Source organism: Nonomuraea turkmeniaca, from assembly GCF_005889735.1.
Classification (GTDB): domain Bacteria; phylum Actinomycetota; class Actinomycetes; order Streptosporangiales; family Streptosporangiaceae; genus Nonomuraea; species Nonomuraea turkmeniaca.
On sequence record NZ_VCKY01000013.1, the window covers coordinates 52,431 to 70,125 of the forward strand.

Annotated in this window: 15 protein-coding genes; 6 read left to right on the forward strand and 9 right to left on the reverse strand. The window is 69.6% G+C overall.

The window, feature by feature from the left end:
* Position 1: 1 nt before the first annotated feature.
* Positions 2-1,435 (reverse strand): AAA family ATPase, encoded by a 1,434-nt coding sequence (locus ETD86_RS05940; protein ID WP_138665081.1) that lies wholly within the window; start codon positions 1,433-1,435, stop codon positions 2-4.
* A gap of 50 nt (positions 1,436-1,485) precedes the next feature.
* A complete protein-coding gene (locus tag ETD86_RS05945) occupies positions 1,486-2,535 on the reverse strand; it encodes a glucose 1-dehydrogenase (RefSeq protein ID WP_138665082.1) in 1,050 nt (349 codons plus the stop codon).
* A 106-nt stretch (positions 2,536-2,641) separates the two neighbouring features.
* Here ETD86_RS05945 and icmF point away from each other — a divergent pair, with 106 nt between their 5' ends.
* Positions 2,642-5,815, forward strand: a complete 3,174-nt coding sequence (icmF, locus tag ETD86_RS05950) for a fused isobutyryl-CoA mutase/GTPase IcmF (protein WP_138665083.1) — start codon at positions 2,642-2,644, stop codon at positions 5,813-5,815.
* 2 nt (positions 5,816-5,817) lie between these two features.
* Here icmF and ETD86_RS05955 read toward each other — a convergent pair whose 3' ends face one another.
* A complete protein-coding gene (locus ETD86_RS05955; RefSeq protein WP_138665084.1) occupies positions 5,818-6,117 on the reverse strand; it encodes a hypothetical protein in 300 nt (99 codons plus the stop codon).
* Positions 6,118-6,263: 146 nt separating this feature from the next.
* Here ETD86_RS05955 and tpx (ETD86_RS05960) point away from each other — a divergent pair, with 146 nt between their 5' ends.
* Complete coding sequence (tpx, locus tag ETD86_RS05960; protein ID WP_138665085.1) at positions 6,264-6,764, forward strand: thiol peroxidase; 501 nt, start codon at positions 6,264-6,266, stop codon at positions 6,762-6,764.
* A gap of 3 nt (positions 6,765-6,767) precedes the next feature.
* Here tpx (ETD86_RS05960) and ETD86_RS05965 read toward each other — a convergent pair whose 3' ends face one another.
* Positions 6,768-6,956 (reverse strand): hypothetical protein, encoded by a 189-nt coding sequence (locus tag ETD86_RS05965; protein ID WP_138665086.1) that lies wholly within the window; start codon positions 6,954-6,956, stop codon positions 6,768-6,770.
* An 84-nt stretch (positions 6,957-7,040) separates the two neighbouring features.
* Here ETD86_RS05965 and ETD86_RS05970 point away from each other — a divergent pair, with 84 nt between their 5' ends.
* The 3 genes from ETD86_RS05970 (at position 7,041) to tpx (ETD86_RS05980) (ending at position 12,221) form a co-directional block, all read left to right on the forward strand.
* Positions 7,041-10,586, forward strand: coding sequence for a S8 family serine peptidase (locus ETD86_RS05970; protein WP_138665087.1), 3,546 nt, complete (start codon positions 7,041-7,043; stop codon positions 10,584-10,586).
* 108 nt (positions 10,587-10,694) lie between these two features.
* Entirely contained in the window at positions 10,695-11,669 is a 975-nt protein-coding gene (locus tag ETD86_RS05975) for a helix-turn-helix domain-containing protein (protein WP_138665088.1), read from the forward strand.
* A gap of 51 nt (positions 11,670-11,720) precedes the next feature.
* Positions 11,721-12,221, forward strand: coding sequence for a thiol peroxidase (gene tpx, locus ETD86_RS05980; protein ID WP_138665089.1), 501 nt, complete (start codon positions 11,721-11,723; stop codon positions 12,219-12,221).
* A gap of 3 nt (positions 12,222-12,224) precedes the next feature.
* On the opposite strand, the gene ETD86_RS05985 is transcribed toward tpx (ETD86_RS05980), so the two are convergent.
* Complete coding sequence (locus ETD86_RS05985) at positions 12,225-13,112, reverse strand: TIGR03619 family F420-dependent LLM class oxidoreductase (protein WP_138665090.1); 888 nt, start codon at positions 13,110-13,112, stop codon at positions 12,225-12,227.
* 3 nt (positions 13,113-13,115) lie between these two features.
* The gene (locus tag ETD86_RS05990; protein ID WP_138665091.1) at positions 13,116-13,910 is read right to left on the reverse strand and encodes an SAM-dependent methyltransferase; all 795 of its coding nucleotides are present in this window, start codon (positions 13,908-13,910) and stop codon (positions 13,116-13,118) included.
* 98 nt (positions 13,911-14,008) lie between these two features.
* Between ETD86_RS05990 and ETD86_RS05995 the strand changes: the two genes are divergently transcribed.
* Positions 14,009-14,755: a helical backbone metal receptor gene (locus ETD86_RS05995; protein ID WP_138665092.1), complete on the forward strand. Its 747-nt coding sequence runs from the start codon at positions 14,009-14,011 to the stop codon at positions 14,753-14,755.
* A 4-nt stretch (positions 14,756-14,759) separates the two neighbouring features.
* Here ETD86_RS05995 and ETD86_RS06000 read toward each other — a convergent pair whose 3' ends face one another.
* From ETD86_RS06000 to ETD86_RS06010, 3 genes are read right to left on the reverse strand one after another with little or no spacing between them, the layout of a single operon-like run.
* Positions 14,760-15,920, reverse strand: a complete 1,161-nt coding sequence (locus ETD86_RS06000; RefSeq protein WP_138665093.1) for an ROK family transcriptional regulator — start codon at positions 15,918-15,920, stop codon at positions 14,760-14,762.
* Positions 15,921-15,923: 3 nt separating this feature from the next.
* Entirely contained in the window at positions 15,924-16,769 is an 846-nt protein-coding gene (locus ETD86_RS06005) for a carbohydrate ABC transporter permease (protein ID WP_138665094.1), read from the reverse strand.
* On the reverse strand, positions 16,766-17,677 hold the full coding sequence (locus ETD86_RS06010; RefSeq protein ID WP_138665095.1) for a carbohydrate ABC transporter permease: 912 nt from the start codon (positions 17,675-17,677) through the stop codon (positions 16,766-16,768). Before ETD86_RS06010 ends, ETD86_RS06005 begins: the two co-directional genes overlap by 4 nt.
* Between the last annotated feature and the right edge of the window lie 18 nt (positions 17,678-17,695).

A 17,695-nucleotide genomic window follows, 5' to 3' on the forward strand; every position in this document is an offset into this window, starting at 1 on the left:
GTCACGAGTACAGCTGATCGATGGTGACCAGTCGCACGTCCCTGTCTCCCGCGGCGATGAGCTCCTGGGCGAACTCGGTGCCCGAATAGCAGGTGAGTGTCGTGTCGCGTGTGTCGAACCCCTTGACGGCGAGCAGGTCACGGGCGCGCCGCAGCCGAGCCACGTGCCCCACCCCCATGGCCTTGTCCCACTTGGCTTCACCGAGCGAGACGATCCGTCGCGGTCGTCCGTGCTCCGCCGGTGCGAGGACCACGACGTCGACCTGGATCTGTGTGCGATTGGCGGGGTCCGCGACCGTTCCGCTGCCCACTTCTCCGGCCTCGGGGTCGGATCGGACGGCATGTTCGCGACACAGTCCCTCGTAGTGAGGGCCGGCGACCTGCGACAGGAATCTGCCCCTGCTGCCTCGCCAGACCGTGGCGGCGTCACCTCGCTCGAGGCGCGTCCATTCCCGCGCCATGATCGCTTGATAGAAGATGATCAGTGGCTCGGCTATGCGGTAGATCGTTCGCGTCGGCCGGAACAGGTCGCGATCCTTGACCAGAAGATGGCTGTCCTCGAGAACGCGGAGCGGATGGGCCACCTCGTTGGACTTCCGCCCGACGTATCCGGCGATCCCGCCCGATGTCGCGTTGCCATCGGCGACGGCCGCGAGGACGGAATGGTAGAGCAGGGGATCGCGGATCTCCGTCTCCTCGGCCAGCAGGTAGCGCGCCTCACGGAAGAGGGGAACCCGCGCGCTCAGTACGGTTCTGGTCACCCAATCGTTGAAGTCGGCCCGCGTGGCAGGGGCGTCATCGCGGACGAATTCGCGCCGGTAGGCGGGAGTGCCGCCGACGATCGAATGGACCAGGACGGCCAGCCGCGGGTCGGTGATCCCCCAGAAGTCGGCAGCCTCGCGGTATCCGAAGGGCCGCACGACGAGTTCGAGCCCAGCGCGCCCCCGAAGCGGGGCGCTGCCGGACAGCAGGCCGCCCATCACCGACATCGCCGAACCGCACAGCAGCAACCTTGCCGTGCTGGAAGCTCCCGAGCCGCCGGGACCGAGCTCTCGTTGTATGACCGAGGGAAGCTCGGGCGAGGCCTTCACCAGATAGGGGAACTCGTCGAACACGACCGGGACCGGTCGGTCACGAACGACCTCGAAGAGGTAGGGGATGGCCTCGATCCAATCGCGGAAGGCTGGAACGGGCGCTCCGGTGAAGCGGATGAGCTCGTCAGAAAAGAGCCGCAGCGCGACCGCCTCGGTGACCTCCAGAGCGGGAAAGTAGATGCCGCCCGAACTGGCCGCCAACGCTTGGAGGAGGTAGCTCTTCCCTTGTCGACGGCGGCCGCTCACCACCCCGAGTTGCGCTCCCGGCCGCCGATCCTGAGCAAAGGAGACCAGGGCCTCCCACTCGGCCTCGCGATCGTAGACATGCTGAGGTTTCTGCACATTTCGAAGTGTAGTTGACCGAAGTGCAGTTGACTCAACTATGCTTCGAGCTATCGCCAGAGGTCGATGACGACCTTGACGTCGTCGCCGGGCTCGAAGGCCTCCAGGGCGCGGTCCAGCGGCACCCGACGGGTGATGAGCCGCTCCAGCCACGCGGGATCCGCCTTGGCCAGCGCAGCGGCCGCATCCCTGTAGTGCCGCTGGTTGGCGTTGACGGTGCCGAAGACCACGTCGTTCTCCAGCACGATGTCCCGGTTGATGACGCCGGCGTCCACCCGGTGGGTCCGCCCGCCGGGCGCCAGGCCGGCCAGGCACACGATGCCGCCCGCGGCCGTGGTGATCATGGCGTCGATGACGAGCTCCCCCACACCCGTGCACTCGATGATGATGTCCGGCTTCGCGGAGTAGAACTCCGTCAGGGACGTCGCCGAGTGGTACGTCCCGCCCAGATCGCTCACCAGCCGCGACTTGAGCCCTTCCGGCGCCCGATCGAGCACGTGCACCTCCAGCCCCCGCTGGCGCCCCAGCAGCGCGGCCAGGAGTCCGATCGGCCCCGCCCCGGTGACGAGCAGCGTGCGCGGCTCGAACCAGGCCCGCGAGCCGATCCGCTCGATCTGCTCCCACGCCTTGGCCACCACCGATGCCGGCTCCATCAGCATGCCGACGCTCTCCAGTGACGGTTCCAGGCGCACCGCGTACCCGGCCTCGACGGTCCAGCGCTCGCTGCCGTACCCGTCCATCTCCTTGATGCCGCGCTCGGTGTAGCGCTCGTTGCGGCACATGTCGAACTCGCCGCGCGCGCATGCCCCGCATGGCACGGGATCGGGCCGGCGGACCACGCCGACCACCAGGTCGCCGGGGGAGAACGCGGAGCCTTCCGGCACTTCGAGCACCCGGCCGAGCGACTCGTGCCCGATGACCATCCGTTCCTTGCCCGGCGGCGGCCATCCGTACTCGGCATCCGCGAGTTCCCTGTCGGTCCCGCAGATGCCCAGTGCGAGCCCTTGGACGAGCAGCTCTCCCTTGCCCGGCTCAGGATCGGGCACGTCCTGCACGTCGAGCGTCCCCTTGTGGCCTGGCGCGAACGTCAGTGCACGCATTCGGCGTCACCCCCTCGCCGGGTCCTCTACCCCGCACGCCCTTGGGGAATAGTAGGACGTCCTAGTATCTTCGAAGAGAGAGCCCCTCACAAAGGAGTGATCAGGCGTGCACGTACCGGTGAACCCAGTCCGTTTCGTGACCGCCGCGGCCCTGTTCGACGGCCATGACGCGGCGATCAACATCATGCGGCGCATCCTCCAGTCGCAAGGCGCCGAGGTGATCCATCTCGGGCACAACCGCTCGGTCGACGAGATCGTCACGGCTGCCATCCAGGAGGACGTCCAGGGCGTGGCGATCAGCTCCTACCAGGGCGGGCACGTCGAGTTCTTCACGTACCTGGTGGAGCTGCTGCGTGAGCGCGGTGCGGGGCACGTGAAGGTGTACGGCGGCGGCGGTGGCGTGATCGTGCCCGAGGAGATCGAGCTGCTGCACTCGCGCGGTGTCGCCCGCATCTTCTCACCCGAGGACGGCCAGCGGTACGGCCTGCCCGGCATGATCAACAAGCTGATCGAGGACTGCGACGTCGAGCTGGGCGACCCGCCCGCGGTGGAGGCGGTGGTCGCGGGCGACCAGGCGGCGCTGGCCCGGGCGATCACGCTCATCGAGAGCGGCCGCGGGTTCGAGGGGCTGACCGCGGAGAGGCACGTGCCGGTGCTGGGCATCACGGGCACGGGCGGCTCGGGCAAGTCCTCCCTCACCGATGAGCTGGTACGCAGGTTCCGCGTCGACAACGACGACAAGCTGCGCATCGCGGTCATTGCCATCGACCCCACCCGCAGGCGCGGCGGCGGGGCGCTGCTCGGCGACCGCATCCGCATGAACAGCCTGGGCCCCCAGGTCTACTTCCGTTCCCTGGCCACCAGGGGCGCCGCCAACGAGGTGCCCGCCTGCCTGGACGACGTGATCACCGCCTGCCGGGCCGCCGGCTACGACCTGGTGATCGTGGAGACGCCGGGCATCGGCCAGGGCGACGCCGGGATCGTTCCCCACGTGGACGTGCCCATTTACGTGATGACCCCCGAGTTCGGCGCGGCCTCGCAGCTCGAGAAGATCGACATGCTGGACTTCGCCGAGGCGGTCGTGATCAACAAGTACGAGCGGCGCGGCGCGGAGGACGCCCTGCGTGACGTGCGCCGCCAGCTCGTACGCAACCGCGAGGCGTTCGGCGCCAGGCCGGAGGACATGCCGGTCTTCGGCACCATCGCCGCCCGCTACAACGACGCCGGCGTCACGGCCCTCTACCACCACCTCAAGGGCCTCCTACTGGAGGACGCGGGCCCGGGCCTGCTGCCGCAGGTATCGGGGCGCACTTCGCAGGTGTCGACGGCGATCGTGCCGCCCGCCAGGTCCCGCTACCTGGCCGAGATCGCCGAGACCGTCCACGCGTACCATGCCGAGACGCTGGCCCAGGCGGAGGTGGCGCGACGCCGCCAGCAGCTGGCCGCCGTCCAGCAGCTCATGGACGACGACCGGCTGAAGGACCTGCACGCCCAGGCCGAGCGGGAGCTCACCGACGAGAGCCGCACGCTGATCGACACCTGGCCGGCCGTCAAGGAGCGCTACACGGCCGACGAGCTGGTCGTGAAGGTACGCGACCGCGAGATCCACACCCCGCTCTGGCGGGAGACGCTCTCGGGCAACCGCGTGCCCCGCGTGGCCCTGCCGCGCTACACCGACCACGGCGACCTGCTGCGTTTCCTGCGTGCCGAGAACCTGCCGGGCATGTTCCCGTTCACGGCCGGCGTGTTCCCGTTCAAGCGTGACGACGAGGACCCGACCAGGATGTTCGCGGGGGAGGGCGACCCGTTCCGCACCAACCGGCGCTTCAAGCTGCTGTCGCAGGGCCAGCCCGCGACCCGGCTGTCGACGGCGTTCGACTCGGTGACGTTGTACGGCCACGATCCCGACCTCCGTCCCGACATTTATGGAAAAGTCGGCACCTCGGGGGTTTCGATCGCGACCCTCGACGACATGAAAGTGCTCTACGACGGGTTCGATCTGACGGCGCCCAACACGTCGGTGTCCATGACGATCAACGGTCCCGCCCCCACGATCCTGGCCTACTACCTCAACACCGCCGTGGACCAGGCACTCGACCGTTTCCGCGCCGAGCAGGGCCGCGAGCCGTCCGCCGAGGAGGCCGCCGAGGTGCGCGCCCGCACGCTGGCCACCGTCAGGGGCACCGTCCAGGCCGACATCCTCAAGGAGGACCAGGGCCAGAACACCTGCATCTTCTCCACCGAGTTCAGCCTGCGGATGATGGCCGACATCCAGGAGTGGTTCATCAAGAACGGCGTGCGCAACTTCTACTCGGTGTCGATCTCCGGCTACCACATCGCCGAGGCGGGCGCGAACCCGATCAGTCAGCTGGCCTTCACCCTGGCCAACGGGTTCACGTACGTGGAGGCTTACCTGGCCCGTGGCATGAAGATCGACGACTTCGCGCCGAACCTGTCGTTCTTCTTCTCCAACGGCATGGACCCCGAGTACAGCGTGCTGGGCCGGGTGGCGCGCCGCATCTGGGCGGTGGCCATGCGCGAGCGGTACGGAGCCGCCGAGCGCTCGCAGAAGCTGAAGTACCACATCCAGACCTCGGGCAGATCCCTGCACGCCCAGGAGATGAACTTCAACGACATCCGCACCACCCTGCAGGCCCTGATCGCCATCTACGACAACTGCAACAGCCTGCACACCAACGCCTTCGACGAGGCCGTCACCACCCCGTCCGCCGACTCGGTCCGCCGCGCCATGGCGATCCAGCTCATCATCAACCGCGAATGGGGCCTGGCCAGGAACGAGAACCCGCTGCAGGGCTCGTTCATCATCGAGGAGCTGACGGACCTGGTGGAGGAGGCGGTGCTCGCCGAGTTCGAGCGCCTGTCGGACCGGGGCGGCGTGCTGGGCGCGATGGAGACCGGCTACCAGCGCGGCAAGATCCAGGACGAGTCCATGTTGTACGAGATGCGCAAGCACGACGGCTCCCTGCCGATCGTCGGCGTGAACACGTTCCACAAGGAACACGCCGACGAGCCCCAGCCGCAGAAGCTGGAGCTCGCCAGGGGGACCGAGGAGGAGAAGCGGTCACAGCTCGACCGGCTGCGTGACTTCCATGAGCGGAACCGGGCCGAGGCTCCCGTGCAACTGGCCCGGTTGCGTGAGGTCGCCATGTCGGACGGCAACGCGTTCGACGTGCTGATGGAGGCGTCCCGCGTCTGCTCGCTCGGCCAGATCACCGATGCCCTGTTCGAGGCCGGCGGTCAGTATCGGCGCAACGTGTGACGTCAGCAGGTCTTCGCGCCGTCGAAGCGGTGGCCCCGGGCCTTCTGGCTCCAGATCTGCCGCCCGGGGTTCACGGTCGTGCACGCACCGTCGGGCGCCCACGCCCAGACGATCCTCATCCTCACCCGGTAGGTGCAGCCGTTGTACGCGTAGCCGGTCTTGGTGACCTTCCCGTTGGCCGACCAGACGCTGACGCAGCCGGGGACGTTGCCGAGCGTGGCAGCCTGCGCGGGCGCGGCGGCCAGACCCAGCGACGCGGCGCCGGCGACGGTCAGCACTGCCAGTGACGTGCGAAGGGACATGTCGTTGTTTCCTCTCTCCCTGTTTTCTCCGGACGAGAGGACGGTAGGGCCGGGCGAGTTGAGTTTCTGTTGAGCCCGTGTTGAAGCCGCATGAGCCCGCGCCGATAGGATCATCAGCCGGGGAACGAACGTTTATGGGAGGGCTCATGTCCGACGTCACCTTCAAGGGCAACCCGATCACCGTTGGGGGCACCTTCCCCAAGACCGGCGACAGCGCCGCCGACTTCCGCCTGGTCGCCACCGACCTGTCCGAGAAGACGCTGGCCGACTTCGCGGGCAAGACCAAGGTGCTCAACATCTTCCCGAGCGTGGACACCGGCGTGTGCGCGGCCTCGGTGCGGCGCTTCAACGAGGTGGCCGCCGAGCACCCCGGCGTGGAGGTGCTCTGCGTGTCGGCCGACCTGCCGTTCGCCCAGAAGCGCTTCTGCGGCGCGGAGGGGCTCGACAACGTGACCATGTTGTCGCTCATGCGCGGCCGTGAGTTCCTGGCCGACTACGGTGTGGCGCAGGAGTCCGGGCCGCTGGCCGGGCTGGCCGCGCGTGCGGTGGTGGTGCTCGACGGTGACGGCAAGGTGATCTACTCCGAGCTGGTGCCGGAGATCACCCAGGAGCCCGACTACGAGGGCGCGCTCCACGCGCTCAAGTAACTCTCATGAGCGCCCGGGGCGCCGCGCCCCGGGCGGCCAGACCTTCCTGCCCACGCCGCACACCATCAGCGACGCCTGCGGGCCGTCCGGGAAGTCGATGATGTCGGCCGGCTCGGGATGCCACTCGGGCAGCCAGACCGGGCCCGGGTCCACGATGGTCGTGGCGGTCCCGGAGACCTTGCTCGCTCGCACTGCCTGACGGGCTCCCGCCAGGGCGGGTTCCCGCCACGTGGATGACCTTCCCGGGGGCATGGCGGGAAGGGTGGAATCCACCCCATGCCCCTCAATTTCCCCGCCAGAACGCTGGCCGCCGCAGCGCTCGCGGCGACGGCGTTGGCCGCGCCGACGGCCGCGCACGCGGACTCCCGGGAGCCGACGCCCCGGGATCCCGCGCTCCAAGAGACGGAGATCACCCTCATCACCGGCGACCGGGTCCATTACGTGGACGGCCCCGGCGACCAGGACACCGTCACCGTGGACCGGCCGGACGGCGCGCAGGGCGGCGTCCAGGTGCTCCAGGCCGACGGGAAGGTCTACGTCCTGCCGGACGAGGCCGTGCCGCTGATCGCGGCCGAGCGGCTCGACCGGCGGCTGTTCGACGTCGCCGGCCTGGCGGCCATGGGCTACCGCGGTACGCCGCCGGTGATCGTCACGTATTCGGGTCCCACGCCGCGCTCGATGACCGGCGCCCAGGTCGTCAGGCCGCTGCCCAGCGTCAAGGGTGCGGCACTCCAGGTCGGGGCGGATCCGCGCCCGTTCTGGAACACGATCGCCGGCCCCGCCGCGAGGTCGGGCGGCATCGCCAAGGTCTGGCTCGACGGCAAGGCCAAGGTCTCGCTGAAGGAGAGTGTGCCGCAGGTCGGCGCCCCGCAGGCGTGGGCCGCCGGCTACGACGGCAAGGGCGTCAAGGTCGCCGTGCTCGACACCGGCGTCGACGGCACCCACCCCGACCTCCAGGGCCGCATCACGGAGTCCGCCAGCTTCGTGCCCGGCGAGGAGGTCAAGGACGTCAACGGCCACGGCACCCACGTCGCCTCCACGGTCGCGGGCACCGGCGCCGCCTCGGACGGCGTGAACAAGGGCGTCGCCCCCGGCGCGGACCTGCTCATCGGCAAGGTGCTCGCGGACAACGGCTACGGCCAGGACTCCTGGATCATCGCGGGCATGGAGTGGGCCGCGGCCAAGGCGAAGGTCGTCAGCATGAGCCTGGGCAGTGACGTGCCCGACGGCGGCGCCGACCCGATGGCCCAGGCGGTGGACAACCTGTCCAAGCAGCACGGCACGCTGTTCGTGATCGCGGCGGGCAACAGCTACGGCGCGGGCACGATAGGCGCGCCCGGCTCCGCGGCCTCGGCGCTGACCGTGGGCGCGGTGGACAAGGCAGACAAGCGGGCCGCTTTCTCCAGCATGGGACCGCTGGACCGGACATACGGCCTCAAGCCGGATATCTCCGCTCCTGGCGTGGGGATCAACGCGGCGCACTCGTCGTACAACGACGAGGCCAGCGGGCCGTACTGGAAGCTGGACGGCACCTCCATGGCGACCCCGCATGTCGCGGGCGCGGCGGCCATCCTGGCCCAGCGGCATCCGGACTGGACCGGGCAGCAGGTCAAGGACGCCCTGATGAGCTCGGCGAAGGCGCTGCCGTACACGCCGTTCGAGCAGGGGGCCGGGCGGCTCGACGTGGCCGCGGCCGTCGGCGCGGCGGTCACCGCGACGGGCTCGCTGCCCACGGCCTTCTACGACTGGCCGCACGCCGCCGAGGACCCCAAGACGGCCAGGACGATCGCCTACCGCAACGACGGCGACGCCGAGATCACCCTCGACCTGGCCGTCACCGGCTCCGACGCGGCGAGTCTGTCCGCGGCGAAGCTCACCGTCCCCGCGCACGGCACCGCCGAGGCCACGCTCACCATCGACCCGGCGAGGCTCGACTCCGGCACGACGGTCTCCGGCCTGGTGACCGCCACCTCGGGGCAGACCGTCGTCCGCACGTCGTTCGGCGCGGTCAAGGAACGCGAGCTGTACGACCTGACGCTCAAGCTGCGCGACAGGGCCGGCCGGCCCGCCACGGGACAGGTCGTGCTGGCCGATTCCGACGGCAGCATGATGGTCTACGCAGTGGGCGGCGAGCGGACGCTGCGCCTGCCGCCCTCCACGTACACGGCCTACTCGCTGCTGGAGGTGGCGGGCGAGCGGGCCGACGCGCGCGGCATGGCGCTGCTCACCGACCCTGAGATCACGCTCGACCGGAACACGGACGTCGTGCTCGACGCGAGCCGGGCCAACCCGGCGAGCGTCACGACCCCCGAACTCGCCGAACGCCGGCAGATGCAGCTCGACTTCCTCAGGGCCATCCCCGACAAGAGGCCGGTCAGGCTCGGCTACATCCTGCCCATCTGGTACGAGAGCGTGTACGTCTCCCCGACCGAGAAGGTGACCAAGGGCTCGTTCGACTACCTGACCCGGTGGCGGATGGGCGAGCCTTCGCTGACCATCGACTCGCTGATCACGACCGTGCAGGGCGGCACCACGCTCACCGACGGCCGCACGTCGCTCACGACGGTCGCCGCGGGCAAGGGCGCCGCGCAGGACTACGCGGGCATCGACGCCAAGGGCAAGGCCGTCATCGTCACCCGCAGCGCCGAGGTGAGTACCGAGGAACGGGCTCAGCAGGCGATCGCGGCGGGCGCGAAGCTGCTGGTCGTCGTGAACGACCAGCCGGGACTGCTCTATGAGTGGTATGGCGAGGAACTGCCCATCCCGGTCGTGCTGATCCCGCGCGACAGCGCCGCCGGCCTGGTGGGCAAGACAGTCGTGGTCACGCAGAAGCGCTACGCCTCCTACCTGTACGACCTGGTGGACCTGCACAAGGGCGGCGTCCCCGACCGGGAGCTGGCCTACCACCCGCGGCACCTGGCCCAGGTGCGCGGCGTCTACCACGGCGCCACCACCGGCCAGGAGGGCGGCGGCTTCCGCTACAACCTCCAGGACGGCTGGGGCCCGGCCATCGGGTTCAGGGAGCGCGAGTACTTCCCCGCCGAGCGCACGGAATGGGTGACGACCGGCAGCGGCTACCGCTGGTACGAGACCCATTCCATCGGCGACGACTGGGAGATGCGCCAGCAGCCCCAGGTCTACCGGCCGGAGCAGCGGGTCACGCACGAATGGTTCTCGCCTGTGGTGCGGCCCAGGCTGGGCACGGAGTACTGGGGGCCGTTCCGCGAGAACGGCGGCGGGATGCAGCTCAACATCCCACCGCTGAGCGACGGGACGCCCGGCCATTCGGGTGGCGGCGGTGACGAGTACGCCACCATGTCGATCGCGCTCTACCAGGGTGACAAGCTGATCAAGAAGTCGAAGGGTCGCGCGCTGGCGGCCTGGAGCGGCCTGCCTGACGAGGCGGCGCCCTACCGCGTCACGCTCGACGTGAACCGGGATCCGCAGCTCTGGCCGACGTCCACGCGCACCCACACCGAGTGGGGCTTCGTGTCGGCCAAGCCTCCGGCCGGCAGCGTCTACCGCACCGACATCCCCATGATGCAACTGGACTACGACGTCAAGCCGGCCGGGCCGACCGTCAAGATCGGCTTGTCGGCGACCACGCAGGAGTGGCTGGACGGGGCGAGCAAGGCCACGAAGGCCACGCTGTCGGTCTCCTACGACGACGGCGCGTCCTGGCAGCCCGCCACTCTGAGGCCGGACGGCGCGGGCGGGTGGAGCACCGTGGTCCGGGGCGGCTCGCTGTCGTTGAAGGCCACGGCCGCGGACGCCAAGGGCAACACGGTGAGCCAGGAGATCATCCGGGCGATCGTGAGCTAAATAACCGTGCAGTCACGATTGGGGGCCGAAGGGGGATTGATCTCCTTCGGCCCTGCTTTCTCTCCCATACTGATGGGCGTTTCCGGCGAGCAGAGGGAGACGGCTAGCGTGCTCGAGGCGCTGGGCCTCACCGCGGGTGAGGACGCGGTCTACCGCTTCCTCATCGACGGCCCCCGCGCCCCGGACGACCTCGCCGCCGCTCTCGACCGGCCACTCGCCTCCGTGCAGGAGGACCTCGCCGTGCTGATCGGCCGCGGCCTGGTCTCACGCTCGGCGGACCTGTCCGTCCGGTACGTCGCCGCACCACCCGCGGTCGCGCTCGGCGGCCTGCTGACGACACGCAGGGAGGAGCTCCGGACGGCGGAGCTCGCCATCGCGGCACTGGCCGAGCAGCACAGGACGGCCGCCACCGACCGCGTCGCCGGTGATCTCATCGAGGTGGTGACCGGCGTGGCCGCGGTACGGCAGCGTTTCCTGCAGATCCAGGCGGCGGCGCGCGAGCGGGTGCGCTCGTTCTCCACGGCGCCCTTCGTTGCGGTCCCTCCGGGTGACAACACGGGCGAGAACCAGGCCGTGGATCGCGGGGTGGAGTATTTCGTCGTGGTGGAGCGCGAGCTCCTGGCCGGTCCGGGGGCGGTGGCCGAGACGATCGACTCCCTGCGCAGGGGCGTACACGTCAGGGTGGCCGACAAACTGCCCATCAAGCTGATAATGGCCGACGGCGAGCTCGCTCTGGTACCGCTGACCACCGAGCCCGGCGGGGAGCCCGCCGCCGTCCTCCTGCACCGCAGCGGGCTGCTCGCCGCCGTCGAGGCCCTGTTCGACGCGGCGTGGCAGCAGGCGTACCCCTTGCGCCTGGACGCCGCGGGAGCCCTCGACGAGCAGCAGGAGTCCTCGGTCACGGAGCTGGACAGGAAGATCCTCGGGCTGGTGCTGTCGGGGCTGACCGACGAGGCGGTGGCGGGACAGCTGGACCTGTCGCTGCGCACGCTCCAGCGGCGGCTGCGGGCGCTGATGGACCTGGCGGGGGTTCGCACCCGCGCCCAGCTCGGCTGGCACGCCGCCCGGAACGACTGGGCCTGACCCGCGCGGATAAGATCCGTGATCTGGCGCATCGCTAACGAGGAGGCTTTCATGTCCGACGTCACTTTCAAGGGCAACCCCATCACCGTGGGCGGCTCCTTCCCGCAGGCCGGCGAAAGCGCGCCCGCGTTCCGCCTGGTGGGCAACGATCTGGCGGAGCGCTCCCTGGAGGACTTCGGCCAGGCGACCAAGGTGCTCAACATCTTCCCGAGCGTCGACACCGGCGTCTGCGCGGCCTCGGTGCGCCGCTTCAACCAGGTGGCCGCCGATCACCCCGGCGTCGAGGTGCTCTGCGTGTCCGCCGACCTGCCTTTCGCGCAGAAGCGGTTCTGCGGCGCCGAGGGCATCGACAACGTGACCATGTTGTCGCTCATGCGCGGCCGCGAGTTCCTGACCGACTACGGCGTGGCGCAGGAGTCCGGGCCGCTGGCGGGGCTGGCCGCGCGTGCGGTGGTGGTGGTCGACGGCGACAACAACGTGGTCTACTCCGAGCTGGTGCCGGAGATCACGCAGGAGCCCGACTACGAGGCCGCCCTCAGCGCGCTCAAGTAGCACTCACAGGCGGGATCTGATGTCCACGGCCAGCTTCAGCAGGTGCTGGTCGCTCGTGGCGGTGTGCTGGAGGTCCAGGATCAGCTCGTGGACCCCGGCCTCCGCCGCGGTGGCCAGATATGCCGCGATCTCGGCCACCGTGCCGCTCCTGGGCGGCCTGCCCTGGTCGGTCACGACCGGGTTGCAGCGCATGACCATACGCAGCGCCCCAGGGTCGCGGCCGGCCTCCTCGGCGGTCTCGCACACCGTCCGCCACATCGCCGTGAGCATGGGAACGGGCAGCGGGCCGGTCAGCCAGCCGTCGGCCCGGCGCCCGATGCGGCGGAGCGCCGGCTCGGAGAAGCCGGCCAGGTAGAGCGGCGGGCGGCGGGCCGGCTTGGGCTCGATGTGGCTGGGTGCGATCGTCCACAACTCGTGCTCGAACGACACCGGGTCGGTGGTCCAGATCGCTTCGAGCGCGTCCAGGGTGGCCTCGTACCGCTTCGCCCGGTCCTTCCATGGCACGCCGGCGGCGGCGTACTCGTCGGAGGACCAGCCGAGTCCCAGGCCGGCGGCGAGCCGGCCGCCGCTGAGGTGGTCGATCGTGGTGAGGGAGCGGGCCAGGACGGGCGGTGGATACCAGCAGGCGTTCAGCGCGCTGGTGCCCAGCCGTACGGTGGACGTCACCGAGGCGGCCACCGACAACACCGCGAAGGGGTCCAGGAACACCCGGTGCGCCTCCGGGATGCCGCCACCGCCCGGATAGCGGTCCCGGGGCCGCAGCGGCGTCATGAGCCGGTCGCCGGCCCACAGACCGGCGAACCCCATCTCCTCGGCCTTCCGTGCCACGTCGACCACGCTGCCCAGCGTGGCGAACCTGCCGAACTGCGGCACCGCCAGCCCGACGTCCACGCCTCAGTCCTTCCTGCCCACGCCGCACAGGATCAGCGACGACTCCGGGCCGTCGGTGAAGTCGACGGTGTCGGCCTGCTCGGGATGCCACTCGGGCAGCCAGACCAGGCCGGGGTCCAGCAGCTCGAACCCGTCGAAGAGCTCCATGATCCGCGTCCGGCGGCGCAGCGTGAGCGGGGCGCTGGCCCTCCTGTAGACGTCGGTGGTGGTGGCCACGGCGGCGGCACGGGCGTCGCTGGTGCCGTGGGACATGACCAGATAGCTGCCGGGCGCCATGGCCTCGCGCAGGGTGGCGATGATCTCCTGCGGCCGTTCGGACTCGGCGACGAAGTGCATGACCGCCACCAGCAGAACGCCCACGGGACGGCCGAAGTCGATCGCCCGCGCGACCTCCGGGTCGTCCAGGATCTCGTGAGGTTTGCGGAGATCGCCCCGGACCACCGTCGTGCCGCCCTGACCGGCCAGCAACGCCCGCGCGTGCACCATGACCACCGGGTCCACATCGGCGTAGACGACCTGGGAGCCGTCGCCCGCGATCTGGTGCACGTTCTCCCGCCGCGGCAGCCCCGTGCCGATGTCGAGGAACTGCCGCACACCGGTTCCGGCGAGGTGCCGCACGGCTCGCGTGAGGAACGCCCGGTTCGCCCGGGCGGCGGCCCGCACTTCGGGAGCCACTCTCAAGATCCGCTCCGCGGCCTCCCTGTCCGCAGGGAAGTGGTCCTTGCCCCCGAGGAAGTAGTCGTAGAGCCGGGCAACGTTAGGCGTGTCCGGATCGAATCCGCGTGACTCCCGTTCCACCGCATCCCCCCGATCACATGTTAATGATCTTTCGGGCGTGATTCTACGGATCTATACCGACATCAGGACGGTCTTATCCGCAGATCTAGGCTTCTGATATGGATGACCTCGGCATGCCCGTGGCGGTCCCCGAGACCGTGGGGCGAATCGTGTCCTTGGTGCCGTCGCTGACCGAATCGGTGGCGGCGACCGTGCCCGAGGCGCTGGTGGGGGCCACCGACTGGTGCTCACACCCCGCCGACCTCGACGTGACCAGGGTCAGGGGCACCAAGAACCCCGACCTGGAGGCGATCAGGAAGCTCAGGCCCGACGTCGTCCTGGCCAACGCCGAGGAGAACCGCGCGGCCGACCTCGAGGCGCTGCGCGCGGCCGGCCTCGCGGTCTGGGTCACCAGGATCGAAACTCTGGAGGACGCGTTCGCCTCGCTGGACCGGATGTTCAGGTACGCGTGCCGGACGGACCGCCCGGCCTGGCTGGACGCGGCGGAGGCGGCGTGGCGGGCGGCGGCGGCGGGTCCCCGACGGACCGCGATCATCCCGATCTGGCGGCGTCCGTGGATGGTCGTCGGCCGCGACACCTTCACCGGGGACGTGCTCAAGCACCTCGGCGTCGACAACCTGTACGCCGGCCACGCCGAGCGCTATCCCAAGATCCCGCTTCCGGAGCTGGTGGAGCTCCGGCCCGACCTCGTGGTCCTGCCCGACGAGCCCTACGCCTTCTCCGCGACGGACGGCCCCGAATGTTTCCCCGGCCGCACATGCGCCCTGGTCAGCGGGCGGCTGCTCACCTGGTACGGCCCCTCGCTGGTCGAGGCGGCCGCCTTGTTGCGGCGAGACCTCGGCTGAGCGGTCAGTTCACCGCGTCCGGCTCGGACTCGGCCAGCGCGGCGTCCACGGACGCGGGGGAGAGCACGTGCTCCATGACGATCACCGCCATGCCCACGATCCCCGCCCGGTCGCCCAGCGTCGAGGTGGCGATCTCCAGGTTCCTGGTCGTGTACGGCAGGCTGCGGCGATAGACGATCTCCCTGATCCCGGTCAGGTAGTGCTCCCTGGTCTCCGCCATGTCCCCGGCCAGCACCAGCACGCCGGGGTTGAGCAGGCTGACCGCGGTGGCCAGCACGATCCCCAAGGTCCGCCCCGCCTCCTGGGTGCGGGCGATGGCCGTGGGATCGCCGGCCTGCACGAGCCGGACCACGTCCCGGCTGGACTCCTGGCCGAGGTCGGTGGCGAGGGCGTTGCCGCTGGCCAGCGAGGCGACGCAGCCGCGCGAGCCGCAGGTGCAGACCCGGTCGTCGCCCTCGCGAATGCGTACGTGCCCGATGTTTCCCGCGGCCTCCTCGACGCCGCGGTAAATCTGCCCGTCGAGGATGATGCCGGTGCCTATCCCGGTCGAGACCTTGATGAGGATGAGCGCGTCGGTCTCCCGCCAGGACGACCACCACTCGCCCAGGGCCATCGCGTTGGCGTCGTTCTCCACCAGGATCGGCACGTCGTACACCGCCCCCATGGCCTCGCCCACCGGATGGTCGTCCCACCCTGGCATGAGGAACGACCTGATCACCCGCCCGTTGGTGTGGTCCACCGAGCCCGGCAGGTCGAGCCCGATGCCGCACACCTCGGCGGCGGGCCGCCCGTGCCGGTCGAGCATGCGCTGGAACGCCTGCCGCACCCACGACAGCACGGCCTCGGGCCCGAGGTCGATGCGCATCTCGGTCCTCTCCTCGGCCAGCGGCCGGGCGGCCAGGTCGGTGAGCGCCGCCCGGACGTGCGTGGCGCCCAGGTCCGCGACCAGCATCAGCCGCTTGGTGGCGTCCACGTCGAGCACCGAGGGCGGTCGCCCGCCCCCGGAGGCGCCGACGCCGGATTCGTGGATGTATCCGGCGTCGATGAGCCGGTCGACCCGGTCGGTGATCGTCGACCGGGACAGACCGGTGTACTCGATGAGTTCCTTGCGCGTACGGCAGGTGCCATGGCGGATGAGCTGGAGGATCTGCCCTGCCGTCAGCATGGTCTATCCCTTCTCGGCTCCTGCCGTGAGGCCCTCCGTCAGCAGTCGTTCACTGGCGAAGAACACGATCACGATCGGCAGCGTGAGCACCACCGACCCGGCCATCAGGACCGTCGTCGGGATCTCTATGCTTCCCGCGAGCTGTGAAAGCCCTAGGGAAACGGTCCAGCTGTCCCGCCGATCCACCAGGAAGAGCAGGGCGAACAGGAACTCGTTCCACGCGATCATGAAGGCGTAGAGGCCGGTGGCCATCAGCGCGGGCTTGGAGAGCGGCAGCACCACCCGCCAGATGGTCGACAGTCTCGTGCACCCGTCGATCGCGGCCGCTTCCTCTACGCTCTGCGGCACGGTCTCGAAGTAGTTGCGGAGCATGTATACCGTGACAGGCACCGTTTGCGCGATATACACGAGGATCAATCCGATCAGGGACCCTCGGAGCCCGAGCATCGTGAAGAGCACGAACAGCGGGATGGCCAGCACGATCGCCGGGAACAGGTACACCGCCAGGAACAGGAAGTGCACCTGCCGCCGCCCGAAGAAACGCAGCCGCGCCACCGCGTACGCGCCCGGGATCGAGATCAGCAGCGTGAACGCCACCGACGCGACCGCGATGATCGCGCTGTTCCGCATGAACGTCACGAAGCCCTGCCTGGTCAGGACGTTCACGTAGGTGTCGAGGGTGAAGCTCGTCGGCCAGAGCGAGCCGGGCTCCAGGATGAGCTCCTGGATGTCGCGGACCGACAACATCACCATGTAGAAGAACGGGAACGCGGTGACCACGAAGAGCGCCAGGATCACCAGCGGCTTCAGACACCGGAAGAGGATCCGTTCAAAGCTGTCCCTGCTCATTGGTCGCGTTCACCTCCGCCGAAGAACCGCAGGTAGATGATCAGGAACACGACGAGCACGACAGCCAGCACGATCGCCTGCGCGGCCGAGGCCCCGATGTCGTCGCGGGCGGTCAGGAAGTTGTAGACCCGCACGCTGACGACCTCGGTGCCGGCCCCGCCGCCGGTCAGCAGGTAGACGTCGTCGAACTTGGTGAACGTGAACACGAACCGCAGCACGGAGAGCAACGCGATGATGCGCCACAGCTGCGGCATGATCACGTACCGGAAACGCTGGGTGGGCGTGGCCCCGTCCATCACCGCGGCCTCGTCCAGCTCCTTGGGCAGCGCCTGCAGCCTGGCCAGGATGAACAGGAACGCGAACGGGAAATACCGCCACGCCTCGAACGCGATCACCGTCAGCAGCGCCACCGGCACCTGGATGCCCAGGAACTCGCCGTTGGCCTGGGTGAGGAACGCGATCGGCTCGTCCAGCCAGGTGTTGACGATGCCGTACTGGGGGTTGAGCATCGTCTCCCACAGGAAGGCCACGGCCACGACCGGCGCCACGTACGGGATCAGGATGGAGGCCCTGACGACCGTGCGGCCCGCGAACCTGTCCCGCAGCGCCAGCGCCGCCACCAGCCCGATCGCGATCGACAACGCCGTCCCCGCCACCGTGTAGACGAGGGTGTTGACCAGCGACGACCAGAAGCCCGGCTCGGAGATCACGTACGTGAAGTTCTCCAGCGTGTAGTTGCCGAAGATCCCCACGCGCCGGATATTGATCAACCGGGCGTCCTGGAACGCCAGCATGATCGCCCACAGCAGCGGCACCACCACCACGACCAGCGTGATGATCAGCGTCGGCGAGATCAGCACGAGCCCCGCGCGTCCCTCCTGCTGCCGCAGCGTCCGCACTCTGCTCATGGCCTCACCCCGTTCGTC

Excerpts from the sequence above, each read along its gene's own strand:
- ETD86_RS05945 (WP_138665082.1), bottom strand. The coding sequence starts at position 2,535 with ATGCGTGCACTGACGTTCGCGCCAGGCCACAAGGGGACGCTCGACGTG.
- ETD86_RS05955 (WP_138665084.1), bottom strand. The coding sequence starts at position 6,117 with ATGTCCCTTCGCACGTCACTGGCAGTGCTGACCGTCGCCGGCGCCGCG.
- tpx (WP_138665085.1), top strand. The coding sequence starts at position 6,264 with ATGTCCGACGTCACCTTCAAGGGCAACCCGATCACCGTTGGGGGCACC.
- ETD86_RS05970 (WP_138665087.1), top strand. The coding sequence starts at position 7,041 with ATGCCCCTCAATTTCCCCGCCAGAACGCTGGCCGCCGCAGCGCTCGCG.
- tpx (WP_138665089.1), top strand. The coding sequence starts at position 11,721 with ATGTCCGACGTCACTTTCAAGGGCAACCCCATCACCGTGGGCGGCTCC.
- ETD86_RS05995 (WP_138665092.1), top strand. The coding sequence starts at position 14,009 with ATGGATGACCTCGGCATGCCCGTGGCGGTCCCCGAGACCGTGGGGCGA.
- ETD86_RS06000 (WP_138665093.1), bottom strand. The coding sequence starts at position 15,920 with ATGCTGACGGCAGGGCAGATCCTCCAGCTCATCCGCCATGGCACCTGC.
- ETD86_RS06005 (WP_138665094.1), bottom strand. The coding sequence starts at position 16,769 with ATGAGCAGGGACAGCTTTGAACGGATCCTCTTCCGGTGTCTGAAGCCG.
- ETD86_RS06010 (WP_138665095.1), bottom strand. The coding sequence starts at position 17,677 with ATGAGCAGAGTGCGGACGCTGCGGCAGCAGGAGGGACGCGCGGGGCTC.